This is a genomic window from Streptomyces sp. NPDC005878 (genome assembly GCF_040629815.1).
Classification (GTDB): domain Bacteria; phylum Actinomycetota; class Actinomycetes; order Streptomycetales; family Streptomycetaceae; genus Streptomyces.
The window spans coordinates 146,284-161,292 of sequence record NZ_JBEXWK010000004.1 but is presented as its reverse complement, the minus strand read 5'-3'; the positions used below and the strand labels follow the sequence as shown (position 1 = coordinate 161,292).

The following is a 15,009-nucleotide window of genomic DNA, read 5'->3' as shown; positions in this document are numbered from 1 at the left end:
CCTCGCCGTCGGCGCCTTCGGTCCGCGGGGCCGTCATCGCCGGTCGGAGACGGAGGCGGGATCACCGGTCAGGGTGTCGCGCACATCGAGCTTGAGGCGCAGCCGATGGGTCGTGCCCTGCGACACCTTCGCGTCGGCGCCGAGCTTGACCACCCCCAGGCGCACGCCCCCCGACCCGCCGGCGTCCTTGCGTACCTCGACGAGGAACTCCATCTCCACCTCGGTGATACGGAATTGGAGCCGCGCGTCCTTCCCGTACTCCTGCGCCTGAGCCAGCTGCGTACGCAACTGCTCGATCGCCTCGGTGATTTCGTTGCCGTCCGTCGTCATCCCGCGCCCCCGTCGCTCACGATCACTGCGGACGCATCCTGCCGCACCGGCCCGCGAACCCGCCAGCTCGGGGCGGGCCTTCGACGGACCTCCCGAAGGAACGATGGCCCGGGAGTGCTCAGGTCGAGAGGGTGATGTGCGGCGGGGTGCCGGGGGACGTGACGGGATCCCGGAACCTGGGGGCCGAGCGTCGGCACTGCTCCGGGCGGTCCGGGAGATCCGGAATGGGAGGTCCGGGATGGGGGGCGAGGCCCGTGTTCACCGCGTCCGCCGCCGCCGCACGAGCGCTGTCCACTCGCTGCGGGCGGCCTCGGCGGCGCGTCACATGACCTGGCGTCCGGCCGCGTCTCCACCCGGATCGTCGGCCAGGACGACGGCCGTCCTGACGCGCTTGCCCACCGGTTCCCGGTGCACCTCGAAGCTGCGGCACACCGCCATGACGATCTCCAGCCCGTGCTGGCCCACCCGGGTCGGGTCCGGCGGCAGGATCAGCGGCAGCGTCGTGCTGCTGTCCCACACCGTCACCTCCACGGCCCCCTGGCTGATTTCCAACGTCAGCAGACAGGGCCCCGGCGCGTATTTACGGGCGTTGGTCACCAGCTCGCTCACCACCAGCTGGACCATGCCCATGGCCCGCTTCGACACCGGTAGCCCGTGCACGGTCTGCACCTCCACCAGGAAGTCCCTGGCCATGGAGCGGGCAGCCGCGATGTCCTCGCTGCTTTCGAACGCGGCCGACACCGATATCGAACGTTCCATCAAGGGCTGCAAGCTCGTGCCCTGTCCAGCTCGGTCCATCCGGTCAGCCTCGCGTCCTGAAGTCGATCCCAGTACGAGGCCGTTACCCCCGAAACACCATCGCAATCCGGCTACTTTTCGCTCCTCACCCGCCACACAACGTAATCACCGACCCGGCCCTTTCCAGGGCTCCCGCCCTCCCTCCTGGACCGATCGCCGCCCCCCTCGGCTCTCCGCCGAACCCGGAGGCCGCCGTGCCGCCGGGCGTCGCAGTCCATTTCCCGGGTAAGGGCGCCCCACGGCACAGCAGGGGCGAAGGAGGACACGGTGGGAGCGCTGGTTGCTGGGGGATGGGGGCTGCTCGCCGGGAGCGCGCTGCTGATCGGCGCGGCGGCGGGCTCGCTGTTCCGGGTGCCCGCCCGGTGGGTCGCTCTGGTGATGGCCTTCGGCAGCGGCGTACTGATCTCGGCGGTCTCCTACGATCTGATCGCCGAGGCCGACGAGCAGGGCGGTCTCGCGCCGACAGCACTCGGCGCGCTGGTCGGCGCGGGCGTGTACTCCCTGGCGAACGTGGTGCTCGCCGCGAGGGGCGCCCGCCACCGCAAGAGGTCGGGCTCTCAGCAGCCCACCGAAGGCGAGCAGCCCGGCTCGGGCGGTGCCATCGCTCTGGGCGCGCTCCTGGACGGCGTACCCGAGTCGGTCGTCATCGGCACCAGCCTGCTGGGCGGGGGCAGCGTGGGGACGGCCACGGTCGTCGCGGTCTTCCTCAGCAACCTGCCCGAGGGGATGGCGAGCGCGGCGGGGATGAAGCAGGCCGGGCGCGGGCGCGGCTACGTCTTCGGGTTGTGGACGGCGATCGCGCTGATCTCGGGCCTGGCCGCGCTGGCCGGCTACACCCTCCTGGGCGGGGCGTCCGACACCGTGATGGCGATGATCACCGCGGTGGCCGCCGGGGCCATCCTGGCCATGATCGCGGACACGATGATCCCGGAGGCGTTCGAGGACGCCCATGTGCTCGCCGGCCTCACCACGGTCCTGGGGTTCCTCGCCGCCTTCACGCTCTCGCGGTCCTGAGGTCACACGAGCGGGGGCAAGCGAAGACGCGGGCAGGTGAAGACACGGCCACCGGGGTTCATCACGTGGTGGGCGGTTACCCCCCCCGGCCCTCTGCCCTGGCCCCACTCAGGGATGCATCGATCCGTCCTACGAGGTCTGCGCGATCTGGATGAGGTTGCCGCAGGTGTCGTCCAGTACCGCCAGGGTCACCGTGTCCATCTCCATCGGCTCCTGCGTGAACCGCACCCCGAGCCCACGCAGCCGCTCGAACTCCGCCCGTACGTCCTCCACAGCGAAGGAGGCGGCCGGGATGCCGTCCCGGACCAACGCGGTCTTGTACGGCGGCACCGCGGGGTGTTCGGACGGTTCCAGCAGGAGTTCCGTCCCCTCGGGCTCCTCCGGCGAGACCACGGTCAGCCACCGGGCCGGACCCATCGGGATGTCGTGCTTCTTCACGAAGCCCAGCACGTCGGTGTAGAAGCGCAAGGCCTGCTCCTGGTCGTCGACGAAGACACTGGTGAGGTGGATCTTCATGGGTGCTCTCCGGCGCGTGAGGCGTGAGCCCTCGGGTCACGGTGTGCTCGGGCAGGTCGGTAGACCCGTCAAGCTAGGGGGTTCGGTCCCCGGGCTCGCAGAGGCGCGCCATGGAGTGCGGGAGCACGTCGTCACCGGTGGACGGCAACGAGCGCGGACCGCTACGGGGCGATGACCCGCAGGCTCCTCTTCGCCAGTTCGTAGGCGGGGAGCATTTCCTTGTGCTCGTCGGAGTCGATGCCGCCCAGGTGCAGGACCACGGCACCGCCCGCGGTCGTGACGGCCAGGGCGTGCTCCTGCTTCGACTCCTCCATGAGCTCGCTGTACGTCTCGTACACCACCTCGGCGGCGGGCAGCGAGCCCGCCTTGATCTCGGTATACGTGGCCTTGCGCGCGTTCTTCTCGGCGCGGACGAAGGCCTCCAGGGCGGCGCGCGGGGTGCCGCCCTTGAGGTCGCTGGTCCAGGCGCGCAGGAAGCCGATGTTCCCGGCGGGCTTGGCGTCGATCTCGCAGGCCATGGTGAACGGGCCCTGCTTGGCGAGGGCGTCGAACTCCGTACCGTCCAGCGTGAACGCCTTCGCCTTCCAGTTGTCGGCGGTGGAGAAGGACACGGGCAGTCGGCACGCCGATCCGGCGGCCCCCACCGTGGTGCGGCCCTCGGCCACCGGCGCGCCGGACGCCTTCTGGGATCCTGTCGAGGACCCTCCCGTGGGGGAGGCCGTGGGCCTGCCCGAGGACTCCTTCTCCCCGCCGCACCCCGTCAGCAGTACTGCCGCCAGTGCGGTCACGGCCGCCCCGCGTATCCCATGCCGCACGACAAGTCCTTTGCTGCGTTTGCCGGAAACGGCTGATCGGCCGCCCTGGGGAGATTAGCCGACCCCGACAGCGGCCACCGCGCGGGGAGGGGGCGGCCGCTGTCGGCATCACATCGCCCGAGAAGGCGGAGCCGGTTTCCCCCTCGGGTCGTTCACGAAAGGATTTCGACGTACCCGTCGGTTCCGTGCACGCGGATGCGCTGTCCGTCCCGGATCAGCTGGGTGGCCCGCTCCACGCCCACGACGGCGGGCAGACCGTACTCCCGCGCGATGACCGCGCCATGGGTCATCAGACCGCCCACCTCCGTCACGAGGCCCGTGATGCCGACGAACAGGGGCGACCAACTGGGGTCCGTGTAGGACGTCACCAGGATGTCGCCCGCTTCGAGGTCGGCCCGGGCCATGTCGAGGATGACGCGGGCCCGCCCCTCGACGGTGCCGGCCGAGACGGGGAGGCCGACCAGGGCACCGGGCGGCACGTCGTCGCGCCGGTAAGCCCCGTTGAGGGTCTCGCCGTCCGAGGTCAGCACCCGGGGCGGAGTGAGCGCGTGGTACGACTGGAACGCCTCCCTGCGCCGCCGGACGAGCCCGGCGTCCACCTGAAGGGTGCGTACGGCGTCGTGGAACTCCTGGAACGTGAGGTAGAAGACGTCCTCCCTGTCGGAGATCACGCCGGCCCGCACGAGGCGATCGGCTTCCGCCATCAGGGCCTGCTTGTAGAGGAAGTAGCGGCTGATGATGCCGTACTTGGGGTACTCGCGGTAGCCGATGAAGGTGCGGACGCGGTCGATCATCCGCTTGGTCTCGTCGGCCTTCCGGTCACCGTCCGGCAGGGCCCGCAAGCGGGACAGCACGTCCTGTTCCTTCTTCAGCGCCTCTTGCCGGCCGTGCTCGAAGCGCCGTGCGGCGGCGCCCGGCTCGGCGTTCCGTACGTTGTCCAGGATGACGGGCACGAGCGTGGTGGGGCGTTCGCGCCAACGCGGCCTCGTGATGTCGATCTCGCCGACGCAGCGCATCCCGTACCGGTCGAGGTAGGCCTCGATGGCGTCGCGCGCCTCGGCCCCGCCCGGCAGTTTCGCCAGCTCGTCGAGGAAGTCCTCGTCCTCGACACCCTGGAGGAACGCCACCACCTCGGGCCGGGGGCGGATCACGTCCGCGACGTCCAGCAGCGCCAGCCCCATCTCCGAGGTGATGTTGCCGGGCGCGGACAGGGTAAGGGTGTCGGCCGCGTTCTTCTCGCCCAGCCACTCCCGCAGCTGGTCGTTGAGCCACCAGGTGGCCTCCATCCCCGCCATGATCACCTGCATGCTCAGCCGGTCGCTGAGGACCCGCTTGTGCTCCTCGAAGGCCTCCAGCAGGAAGTCGAACAGCTCAGGTCCCGTCCTGGTGCGGATGTCGCGCCGCAGGGCCTCGATGGACGCCTCACTGCGCTCGACCAGCTCGGTGACGAGGGCCGGATCGGTCTCGATCGCGGCGGGCGGGCCGCCGGCCGGCGGCCCGCCGGGGTCCGCGTCGGGGAGCGAGGGGACGAAGTCGTCACGGTCGAGTACGGTCTCCAGCGCGTCCCGGACCAGCGGATCGCCCCGGCCCATGAGGTCCAGGAGCGCGGCGCGGCTCGCGGGCGAGGCCAGGCGCCGGGTGACGTCGACGAAGAGCCTTCCCCCGGCCTCCTGCATCGTCGCCATCGCCGTCAGACGCCACACCGAGAGCCCCAGCGGCGTCATGGGATCGGTCATCATCTGCTGATGCCCGACCGAGACGTAGAGGTGGTTGTCCTCGTCGTCGGCCTCGGGGATGGGGAACAGTGTCGTGATCGGGCGGCTCTGGACGACGAGGAAGTCGCCGTCGGCCAGGCACCACTCGATGTCCTGCGGGCAGCCGAAGTGTGCTTCGACGCGCCGCCCGAGCTGGACGAGCCGCAGGGCCTGAGCATCCGTCAGCGCGGGTTGCTCCTGCTGCCGGGAGTCGAGGACGACCTCCTGGGTTCCGCCGGCCGGCAGGGCGTACAGGGCGCGCTGTTTGGCGGCGATCGTCCTGGCGATGATCTCCCCGTCGCGCACTGTGAAGACGTCCGGGTTCACCAGACCGGAGACCAGCGCCTCACCGAGGCCGAAGCCGGCGTCGACGGTGGCGACCTTCCGGTTGCCCGTGACGGGATCGGCCGTGAACAGGATGCCGGACGCGTCCGGGAAGACCATCCGCTGCACGACGACGGCCATGTGGACCGTACGGTGGTCGATGCCGTTGCGCTGGCGGTAGACGACGGCCCGCTCGGTGAACAGGGAGGCCCAGCACCGGCTGATGTGCTGGAGGACCGCCTCCGGTCCTACGACGTTCAGGTAGGTGTCCTGCTGGCCGGCGAAAGAGGCCGTCGGCAGGTCCTCGGCCGTCGCGCTGGAGCGTACGGCGTACGCGGACCGCTCGCCGAACCGGGCGAGCGCGCCGGTGATCTCCGCCGCGAGATCGCCGGGGATGGTGACGCCCTCGATGGTCCGGCGGAGCTCCGCGCTGAGCGTACGGGTCGCCTCCCGGTCGTCCGGGCCCAAGTGTGACAACTGCTCGAGCTGCGCCGGGATCGACGGCGCCTCCGTCATGATCCGACGGAAGGCGTCCGTCGTCACGCAGAAGCCCCCGGGCACCCGGATGCCTTCGAGCCGCGAGAGCCCGCCCAGATGCGCTCCCTTGCCGCCGACGATCGCGCCCTGCGTCTCGTCGGCCGCTTGGAGATCCCACACGTACTGCTCGTTCATCGCGATACCTTCCAGGCAGCCGTGCCGCGTCGCCCCGCACGGGCCGATCCGACCACCGGTGTTTGCGGGTCTGTCGTATTCCTTGTCAGGCACGTTCTCGTTCCGGGCTGCCCGTCCCGCGGCCGTCCGGCCGGTCCCACCCTCGCACCGACGTCACCGGGTCCGCCGGACCTCGACAACAACACACGCACGTCGTGCCCTCAATTCCGCAGGTTGTGGCCTTGGCCGACGATTGTGCGATACGCCCTGGGCCTTGCGGCAAGCCCCCCGACGCGCTATATCTTGATAGTGGCAAGGAGATACAGCGCTCCTTGCCTTTGTCGTTTCCCGGCCGTGGAGGCGCCGACGAGCCCGGTGCCGTACGCGCCCGCCCGGACGCCGCAGGCCCCCGACCGGGCGATCATCCGGTCGGGGGCCTGCGCACAGCGGGCGTGCCTGGTGCCGTGGCTCTGCGGACGGCCGTGGCGCTCAGCCGAGTCGCAGCACACTCATCGTGCGCTCGGCCATGCGCTGCTCTCCCAGCGCGTTGGGGTGCACGGGGACGATGTTCTGTCCGAACAGGAGCGGCTCGATCCAACGGGTGCCGGCGGCCTTGCAGGCGTCGTGCCCCTCGGACGCCTCGGAGAAGTCCAGATAGGTGGCCCCGGTCTCCTGGGCCGCGCGCCGCACGGCGTCGTTGAGGTGCTGCTGGATGTCGCGCAGGTACGGCACGTCCCCGGCGGCGATCGGGAGCTTCACGAAGCAGGACGGATCGGCGGTGGCGGGCATGATCCAGGGGTAGCCCAGCGCCGCCACGCGGGCCCCGGGCGACTTGGCGCGGATGTTCTGCAAGGCCTTCTTCAGCGCGGGATAGGTGTTCGCGTCGATCTGGTCCTGGAAGGCGGTGCCGTTCTTGTCCTTGCAGGGGCTGCCCTTCCCCCCGCTCAGGATGCCGACCGTTCCGCAGGCCGTAACGGCGTTGATGAAGGTGTTGTTGTCGTTGCCACCCATCGTGAAGGTCACCAGGTCGGTGTCGGCGCTCAGCGCGTCCAACTGGGGTGCCACGCCCGGGTATTGGGAGGCGGTGAAGTCCTTGGTCTGGGCCGCGCCGCAGGTCACGTCCTTGAGGTGGCTGCCGGTCCGGGAGGCGAGGACGTGGGGGTAGTTCGCGGTGGAGCGCAGACACAGGAGGTTGCCGGCGTCGATGGGCAGGACGCCCGAACCGGCGCTGTAGCTGTCACCCAGGGCGACGTAGTCGAGCGGCGAGGCGGCGTGGGCGGTGGCACCGGTGAAAGCGGCGGCGAGTGCCCCCGCCATGGCTGACGCAGTCATGACAGAAACGAGCTTGGTCATGTGCTCTCTCTTCTCAGGAGCGGTGCGAGTGGGGGAGGTCGCGTCGAACGCGGCCGGGCTTCATGAGAAAGAAGCGGCTTGAGCAAGCGGAGCAGGGGGTGGGCGGGGCGGCGGGGCCGTGGTGTGTACGCCGACGGCCGGGCGGTAGCGGAGGCGAGATTACCGCCGGTTACTACTGATAGGTAATGTGGGCCATCGTCGGCTCGGGGTCAACAAGCGTGACAGCGGTTTCTGTGGCCCGGCCGGTAGGGGGCCCGCTGAGTCCTGGGCGACGGGGCGGGCCTCGGCCCGCCTGGCACCGGCCCGGATGGCGCGGACAGGTGATTCAACCGAGAACCCCCGGGAACCCTCAATTCCATGACCACGAGGGCCAGTTGACGCCCACCCGTTGCCCCGTGGGCGCGCAGCCGGACCTCCGTCGCGGGAAACCCGCCACCGGCTGTACGGCACACCGGCCCCCGGAACAGAGCATGACGCCGCGTCACCGCACGGGTGCCGCGCACCGGGCCCTGCCGCACCGACGCGGCACATTGCAGGGGCAGCGCGAAGCCCCCGGCCACGGGGGGCCGGGTGCGGTCCCGTCAGGCGCTTGGCCGTGCCGCTTCAGGCGGTGTTCGGGGCGTGCGGGCAGGGGGTGAGGGAGGTGGTGGCGGGGATGCGCATGCGGAGCAGGAGATCGCGCGTGACGCCCGAGTCCGATGTGCTGTGCCAGGCGACATCCGGGTTGCGTGCCCGCAGATGCGAGAGCGCCCGGGTGTCCAGTCCCGTGTTGTCGAACGGCTCGTTGATGGCGACAGCGGTGATGACACCCTGCGCGCAGGGGGAGCAGATCCGGTAGCGGACCTGCCCGACGACCTGGCGGACGTGGACGAGGAGCAGGCACTCTTCGTCGGAGTCCGCCGTGCCGGGGATGTGCGTGGACAGGAAATCGATCGCGCTGTAGGCGAGGATCCGGCGTTGCAGCCGGGCGGTGAGCCGGCTGGGGCGCGCGTGCTTGGCGCCAGCCGGACCGGACGGCGAGGAGTGAGCCGTTCCGGCCGAACCGAACAGGGGGCTCGTGGGACGCGCGTGTCGCTGCATGGAGTTCGTGTGCCCAGACCTCACCGACGTACCCCTCCGGGCCCTGGCCGGGAATCGATCCTCGGAGTATTCCCCTGTCCCGGTGCCCGCCGTCGAGGTGAAGGTAGAGCGACCTGAGCCTGTCCCAGCACTGTTCGAGCTGAGCATCGGCTTCTCGCCACACGGGGTCATCGAGGAGGGCAGATGGCTGGATCGGTCTGTCCGGAGCAGCCTCCCCGCGGCGCCGCGGGGAAGCTGCTCCGGCGAGAGACCGCGGCCTGCGGCCCGGGCTGGTGACGGCCGCCGCTGACCCCTCCCGGCGCCTGGTGGCGGCCGCTACTGACCCCTCCCGGCGACCCGCCGCGGCCTAGAACAGCCAGTGGCGCAGGATCAACCGCAGGGAGCGGCGGGTCGCCCAGGCGCTGGCAAGTCCGACCGCCGCCCCGGCGACCACGTCGCTGGGGTAGTGGGCGCCGCTCTGCACCCGCTCGACCGCCACCAGGGCGGCGGGCACCGCGCACGCCGCGCCGACGGCGGGCCACCGGGGTGCCACGGCGGCGGTGAACGCCACCGCGGCGGCGGTGTGGCCGGAGGGGAAGGACGAGGAGTCGGGGCGGTCGTGGACCTCGTCGTGCGGGAACCAGTCCTTGGGCGGCCGGGGCCGGCCCGCCACCTGCTTGCACACGCCGTTCGAGACCACCTGTGCCACCACCAGGGCGGTCAGACCGGCGGCCGCCGCCCTGCGGCCGCGCCATCCGCCCAGCGCCGCCATCGCCACGGCGGTGCCGCACCACAGTTTCGTACTCTCCGCCGTCTCCTCCACCACGGAGAGCATCTTGCCGACGCGGGGAGGAATGCCGGTAGCCGTCTTCTTGGTCAGCGATCGCTCAGCGTCGCGCAACCCCACGAAATACCTCATGAACGACAAGTATCCCGAGGTCATCGACGTACACCCAAGATCGCCGATTGGCGGGTCACGCCTCGCCGAGGCGGCGACGGTCCTCCTCGTCCCACGTCCTGGTGTCACGGGGTTCCGTGTACGGCTCGGCCTCGGGCGGCAGGCCACCGGCGATGGCCCGCTGACGGGCGGTCTCGGCGTCGAACTCCAGCCCCAGCAGGATGGCCAGATTGGTGATCCACAGCCAGAGGAGGAACACGATGACACCGGCCATGGTGCCGTAGGTCTTGTTGTAGCTGGCGAAGTTGGCGACGTAGAACGCGAATCCGGCGGAGGCGATCATCCAGATGACCAGGGCGAGGAAGCTGCCCGGGGTGATCCACTTGAGCCCCCTCACCTTCGCGTTCGGGGTGGCCCAGTACAGGATCGCGATCATGATCGTGACCAGGAGGACGAGCACGGGCCACTTGGCGATCGACCACGCCGTCAGCGCGGAGTCCCCGATGCCCAGCGCGGTGCCCGCCTGGTGGGCCACGCCACCGGTGAACACGACGATCAGCGCGCTGGCGACGGCCAGCACCATCAGCACGACCGTCACTCCGACCCGGATCGGAAGGATCTTCCACACCGGGCGGCCCTCGGGCATGTCGTAGACGGCGTTCGCGGCGCGGATGAACGCGGCCACATAGCCGGAGGCCGACCACACGGCCAGGACGAGACCGACGATCGCCATGAGGGAGCCGACACCGGCGTTGCCCTGCAACTGCACCACGGCCTGAGTGATGATGTCCCTGGCCGAGCCGGGCGCGAACTTCTTGATGTTCTCGAGCACCGAGTCGGTCGCCGACTTGCCGGTGATGCCCAGCAGCGACACGAGGACCAGCAGCGCCGGGAACAGCGACAGCACCCCGTAGTACGTCAGGGCCGCCGCGCGGTCGCTCAGCTCATCGTCCTTGAACTCCCGCAGCGCACCCTTGAGTACCGCACCCCAGGCCCGCTTGGGCAGCTTCGTCGGCGTGTCCGGCGCGCGACGCTCCACCTCCGGTCCGGGCCCGGCCTCCTCGGGCGTGATGTCGTGTTCTTTCGCCGCGTCGCTGTCGTGGCGCGCTTTCCGTCCGGGGAGATGGAGCTTCGTCATGGGCCCCGGATACCCCTCCGCGCCCTGCTCATGTCATCGCCGTCCCCGCGCGCGGGGTCACGTCCCGGTGCGTGGGGTCAGGCGTCGACGGCCTCGCGGACGGTGGAGTAGCAGTCGATGATCGTGTCGAGTCCGACGAGTTGCAGGGTGCGCAGGACGGATCCGGTGGCACCGGCCAGACGCAGCCAGCCGTTGGCGCCGCAGATCGCGGAGCGCGCGGAGATGAGGATGTTGATGCCGCTGGAGTCCATGAACGTCACCCCGCTGAGATCCACCACCATCCGTGGGACGCCCGTGCTCGCGGGGAAGCGGAGGGCCTGGCGGAGGAACTCGCAGGTGTGGTAGTCGATCTCCCCGCTGACGGTGATGACCTCGACGTCGTCGACGGTCGCGGAGGTGATCGCCAAACCGTCCGGCTCCACGGTGTCCTTCTTGTCGGTCACGCTTGTCTCCACAACGCTCGGTGGCTTCGGTCGGTGACCTCGTCGGCGGCTGCCTGTCGGCCTGGTCTGGATCCTACGGGGACGTCCTCGACAGCGATGCTGTGCCGACGGGAGGTCACAGGTGTACAAAGAGGGGTTGCGGGTACGCGCGGGCGTATGGACGGGGGACACAAGTGGTGGGGGTGGAGTCGGTCCCTCTCGGCGGGGAGGGTCCCATAGTGCGGCATCCGGAGCCTTGGCAGGTCTCGGCGGCGCTGGAGGGCGACGGCGCCTGTATCGCCGAAGCCCGCCACTTCGCGGCGGACTTCCTCGCCCGGCTCCGGAGCGAGCGGGGGATCCCCGTCTCGGCGCGCGCGATGGACCTCACGCAGCTCGTCGTCAGCGAACTCGTCACCAACGCCCGCAAGTACGCTCCCGGCCCGGTGCTCCTCGATCTGCGCGTCACCGGCACGGTGGTGGAGGTCGTGGTCTGGGACAGCGACCCGGTGCTGCCGGTGGCCCGGGCCGCCGACGCCGGCCGGGTGGGCCAGCACGGCTTGGAGATCGTCATGGCGGTGGCCCAGGGCTTCGAGGCGCGGCGCGAGCCGGTCGGCAAGCGCATCACCGCCAGCGTGGCGCTCCTGGACGATCCGGACGGCGGTGCGGCCGGCCCCCACCGGCCCTGACTCCGGCCGGCTAGGCCGTCCGGCGCGAAGGTCCGGTGACGGTTTGGCCCACCTGTACCGGGTCGGGTCAGTGGGTCTTTGCCCTCCGGGAAGCATGGAATGCGGCGGCCGAAGCATGCGAGAGGGCATGGAATGCGTGATCTATCAGGAGCAGACGGGTGAGTGCGAGCGGCTGGACTGCCGACAGGTGGACACGGGATGCGAGGCCGTCCTCGACCGCGTTGCCGCGCTGAAACCGCGGGAGTTCGCCTGGATACGCGTGGACGAGCCCCGCGAGGAGGAGCTGGAGCGGCTGGGCCACTATCTGAAGCTGCACCCTCTGGCCGTCGAGGACGCGGTCCAGGCCCACCAGCACCCCAAGCAGGAACGCTACGGTGATGTGCTGGCGGTCGCGGTGAAGACGCTGTGGTTTGTCGAGCGGACCGCGGACGTGGAGACCGGCGAAGTGATGATCTTCATCGGGCCGTCCTTCGCGCTGACCGTACGGCACGGGGCGAGCGACCCCACCGAGGAGGCGGCGCGCAGGCTCGCGGAGCAGCCCCGTATGCGGGAGTCCGGGCCGGTCGGTGTCCTGCACGCGGTGACCGATGTGGTCGTCGACGCCTACGCCGAGGCCGCCGCCCAAGTACGCACGGACCTCACCGAGTTGGAGCGGTGTGTCTTCTCACCCGCCCGCGACGATCTGACGGAGCGGATCTACTCGCTCAAGCGTGAAGTGGTGGAGTTCCGCGACGCGATCCAGCCGCTCGTGCCGGTGGTACGGCCCTTCCTCACGGCACGGGAGGAGTGGCCGCCGCAGATCGTGCCGTACTTCCGTGACGTGGTCGACCACCTCACCCGCACCGACACCGAAGTGCGCGCCCTGGACGACCTGCTCGCCTCCGTCCTGGACGCCCATCTGGCGAAGGTGGGCACCTGGCAGAACGACGACATGCGCCGCATCAGCGCGTGGGCGGCCATTCTCGCCATCCCCACCATGGTCGCCGGTGTCTACGGCATGAACTTCGCCCACATGCCCGAACTGGACTGGCGCTACGGCTACCCGTCCGCGCTCGCCCTGATGGCCGTGGGCGCGGGGTCGCTGTACCGGGCCTTCCGCCGCAACGGCTGGCTGTGACGGTCGCGGGCGACCGGCGCCGGCGGTCCGCACAGGAGCCGTCAGAGGGGAGGGGGCGGGCCTCCTTGCCGGCTGTGCACCCCTGGCTCCGGCCGTCACCCGTACCGGCGTACGGGTTCAGGCGCGGGCCAGTTCGGCGGCCCCGAAGGACACGTCGAAACGGTCGCACCAGATGGTGACACTGCGGTACCGGTCCAGGTCGAGGTCGGCGGGGAGCGTGTAGTTCTGGTCGCCCTTGTTGCCCTTGAGCTTGCCCAGGCTGACGTGCCGGCCGTCGTCGAAGGCGCGCCAGCCGTCCTTGCCCGGCTTCACCTCCGCGTCGGTGAGCCAGACCCGCAGATCGGGCCCGTTGCTCGTGTCCAGGTCCATCAACCGCAGGATGCGGGTCCCGTCCGGGAGGCGCAGGACGCGCACCGACCCGCTCGTCTCGTGCTCGTGGCTGACCAGCTCCCCCCTGGCCAGGTCCTGCGGCCTGCTCGGCGCGGGGGTTCCGCCGACGACCGGCGTCGAGGGCGGCGCGGAGGCGGCGACGGGGATCTGCTCGCGCACGGTCTCGTCCACCCACAGCTTCCACGGCTGGAACCAGAAGAGCCCCGCCCCCACCGCCACCACTCCGCAGAGCAGGACGGTGATGAACCACGGCCTGCCGAACGCCTTGCGTACGCGCTCCATGTCATGCCTCCACCTCGCCGATGTGTCCCTGCCCCCATAGGACGGCTGGACGGACACGTGGCGCTCCCGGATCCGTATGACGAAAGTCTTACGGCCACCGGGTCACCCCTCCCGCGCCCCACGGCCCTGACGGCGTGATCAGGCGGTGTCGGGAAGCGGGGTCTCCTCGGGGCGCCCGTGTGTCACGTCGGCCGCGTGGTCGGCCGTGTCGTGGGCAGGGCGGCGGGTGCGTTCCGCCCATGCGGCTACCGGCGGGCCCGCCGCGCCCAGCGCCATGAAGAACACGCCGAGCAGCAGCCACCCCGCGTGCCCCAGGCCCAGGACCGCCGTGGTGAGGACGACCGGGGCCAGGGCCTGCCCGGCGTCGAAGCCGACGCCGAACAGGCCCTGGTACTGGCCCTGTGCGTGGTCGGGGGCGAGACCGAAGCCGAGGGCGTAGCCGCCCGAGGACTCCCACACCTCTCCGAGGCTGTGCACGACGACGGCGAGGACGGCGAGGCCCGGTGCGATCCAGGCCGGGACGTCGGCGGTCAGCGCCATCAGGGGGCAGCTGACCAGGAAGAACAACCCCGCGAGACGGAACGCCCGGCCGCCCTGGCGCGCTGTCTCCACCCGGGAGCCGATCCTGCTCTGGAGCAGCACGCACACGCCGCTGTTGACCGCGTACACTGCGGCCACGGTCCAGCGGGGCGCGTTGGTGTGGGCGGAGAGCCAGATCGGCAGCAGCAGCGACACGGTCTGGTACTGCAAACCCATCGCGCCGTAGAGCGCGACGAAGGTGACGTACGGCCGGTCGGACAACACGGCCACGCGGTGGTGCTCCTTGGGCCGGGGGAGTGGTCGGTAGTCGGGGACACCGGCCACGGCGATGAGTCCGGCACACGCGAAGCTGGCGGCGTTGGCGAGGATGAGCACGGTGTAGGCCGAGCGCGTGTCGACCGAGACGGCGAAGGCGGCGCCGAGGGTGCCCAGAACGACGCCGAGGTTGACGAACGTACGGAGTTTCGCCCGGAAGGCGGCCGGGCGTTCACCGCCGGCGCGGGCGACGAGCGCGCCGCCCGCGGCGCCGCTCGCGGTCGCCGCCAGCCGGTCCAGGGTGGCGATGAGCGTGAACGTGAGCCAGCCGTGGATGAAGACGAACGCGGCCATCGTCACGGCCTGCATCGCGAGGGCCGCCAGCCAGACCGTGCGCGGCCCGTACCGGTCGGCCAGGTTCCCCGCCGGGATCCCGGCCAGCAGCCCGACCAGCCCGGCGATCGTCAGACCGGCGCCGACCCGCGCGGCGGGCAGGTGCACCACCAGCGTGAAGTAGAGCACCGCGGCGGTGTTGAACAGCCCGTTGCCCACCCGGCTGACGAAGGCGGCGATGATGAGAGCGCGCTGGGGACCGTCGGGCGACAGCAGACTGGATATCCGTGGCGCGCCGCTCTTCTCGATCATGCGCTGAGGCTAACAGCGGCCC

At 70.7% G+C, this 15,009-nt stretch carries 15 protein-coding genes; 3 read left to right on the top strand and 12 right to left on the bottom strand.

Going from position 1 to position 15,009, the window contains the following annotated elements:
• Window positions 1–33: 33 nt before the first annotated feature.
• Together ABZ404_RS09280 and ABZ404_RS09275 are read right to left on the bottom strand one after the other, a co-directional pair.
• Entirely contained in the window at window positions 34–330 is a 297-nt protein-coding gene (locus ABZ404_RS09280) for a trypco2 family protein (protein WP_358834999.1), read from the bottom strand.
• Window positions 331–651: 321 nt separating this feature from the next.
• Window positions 652–1,089, bottom strand: a complete 438-nt coding sequence (locus ABZ404_RS09275; protein ID WP_358835000.1) for an ATP-binding protein — start codon at window positions 1,087–1,089, stop codon at window positions 652–654.
• A gap of 306 nt (window positions 1,090–1,395) precedes the next feature.
• Between ABZ404_RS09275 and ABZ404_RS09270 the strand changes: the two genes are divergently transcribed.
• Window positions 1,396–2,142 carry a ZIP family zinc transporter gene (locus tag ABZ404_RS09270; protein WP_358835001.1) on the top strand — a complete coding sequence of 249 codons (747 nt, stop codon included), beginning with the start codon at window positions 1,396–1,398 and terminating at the stop codon, window positions 2,140–2,142.
• A gap of 129 nt (window positions 2,143–2,271) precedes the next feature.
• On the opposite strand, the gene ABZ404_RS09265 is transcribed toward ABZ404_RS09270, so the two are convergent.
• From ABZ404_RS09265 to ABZ404_RS09230, 8 genes are all read right to left on the bottom strand, one after another.
• Window positions 2,272–2,658, bottom strand: coding sequence for a VOC family protein (locus tag ABZ404_RS09265; RefSeq protein WP_358835002.1), 387 nt, complete (start codon window positions 2,656–2,658; stop codon window positions 2,272–2,274).
• A 161-nt stretch (window positions 2,659–2,819) separates the two neighbouring features.
• Window positions 2,820–3,473, bottom strand: coding sequence for a lipoprotein (locus ABZ404_RS09260; protein ID WP_358835003.1), 654 nt, complete (start codon window positions 3,471–3,473; stop codon window positions 2,820–2,822).
• Between the two features lie 152 nt (window positions 3,474–3,625).
• Complete coding sequence (gene rph / locus ABZ404_RS09255; RefSeq protein ID WP_358990298.1) at window positions 3,626–6,223, bottom strand: rifamycin-inactivating phosphotransferase; 2,598 nt, start codon at window positions 6,221–6,223, stop codon at window positions 3,626–3,628.
• 468 nt (window positions 6,224–6,691) lie between these two features.
• The gene (locus ABZ404_RS09250) at window positions 6,692–7,555 is read right to left on the bottom strand and encodes an SGNH/GDSL hydrolase family protein (RefSeq protein ID WP_358836394.1); all 864 of its coding nucleotides are present in this window, start codon (window positions 7,553–7,555) and stop codon (window positions 6,692–6,694) included.
• A 603-nt stretch (window positions 7,556–8,158) separates the two neighbouring features.
• The gene (locus ABZ404_RS09245) at window positions 8,159–8,635 is read right to left on the bottom strand and encodes a hypothetical protein (RefSeq protein ID WP_358836395.1); all 477 of its coding nucleotides are present in this window, start codon (window positions 8,633–8,635) and stop codon (window positions 8,159–8,161) included.
• Window positions 8,636–8,981: 346 nt separating this feature from the next.
• On the bottom strand, window positions 8,982–9,533 hold the full coding sequence (locus ABZ404_RS09240; protein ID WP_358836396.1) for a phosphatase PAP2 family protein: 552 nt from the start codon (window positions 9,531–9,533) through the stop codon (window positions 8,982–8,984).
• A 55-nt stretch (window positions 9,534–9,588) separates the two neighbouring features.
• Complete coding sequence (locus ABZ404_RS09235) at window positions 9,589–10,650, bottom strand: YihY/virulence factor BrkB family protein (protein ID WP_358836397.1); 1,062 nt, start codon at window positions 10,648–10,650, stop codon at window positions 9,589–9,591.
• Between the two features lie 77 nt (window positions 10,651–10,727).
• Window positions 10,728–11,093: an STAS domain-containing protein gene (locus ABZ404_RS09230; RefSeq protein ID WP_358836398.1), complete on the bottom strand. Its 366-nt coding sequence runs from the start codon at window positions 11,091–11,093 to the stop codon at window positions 10,728–10,730.
• A 218-nt stretch (window positions 11,094–11,311) separates the two neighbouring features.
• On the opposite strand from ABZ404_RS09230, the gene ABZ404_RS09225 reads away from it, so the two are divergent.
• Window positions 11,312–11,758 carry an ATP-binding protein gene (locus ABZ404_RS09225; protein WP_358836399.1) on the top strand — a complete coding sequence of 149 codons (447 nt, stop codon included), beginning with the start codon at window positions 11,312–11,314 and terminating at the stop codon, window positions 11,756–11,758.
• A 127-nt stretch (window positions 11,759–11,885) separates the two neighbouring features.
• Window positions 11,886–12,875, top strand: coding sequence for a magnesium and cobalt transport protein CorA (locus ABZ404_RS09220; protein WP_358836400.1), 990 nt, complete (start codon window positions 11,886–11,888; stop codon window positions 12,873–12,875).
• 117 nt (window positions 12,876–12,992) lie between these two features.
• Here ABZ404_RS09220 and ABZ404_RS09215 read toward each other — a convergent pair whose 3' ends face one another.
• Window positions 12,993–13,547: a DM13 domain-containing protein gene (locus ABZ404_RS09215; protein ID WP_358836401.1), complete on the bottom strand. Its 555-nt coding sequence runs from the start codon at window positions 13,545–13,547 to the stop codon at window positions 12,993–12,995.
• A 138-nt stretch (window positions 13,548–13,685) separates the two neighbouring features.
• Entirely contained in the window at window positions 13,686–14,987 is a 1,302-nt protein-coding gene (locus ABZ404_RS09210) for an MFS transporter (RefSeq protein WP_358836402.1), read from the bottom strand.
• Between the last annotated feature and the right edge of the window lie 22 nt (window positions 14,988–15,009).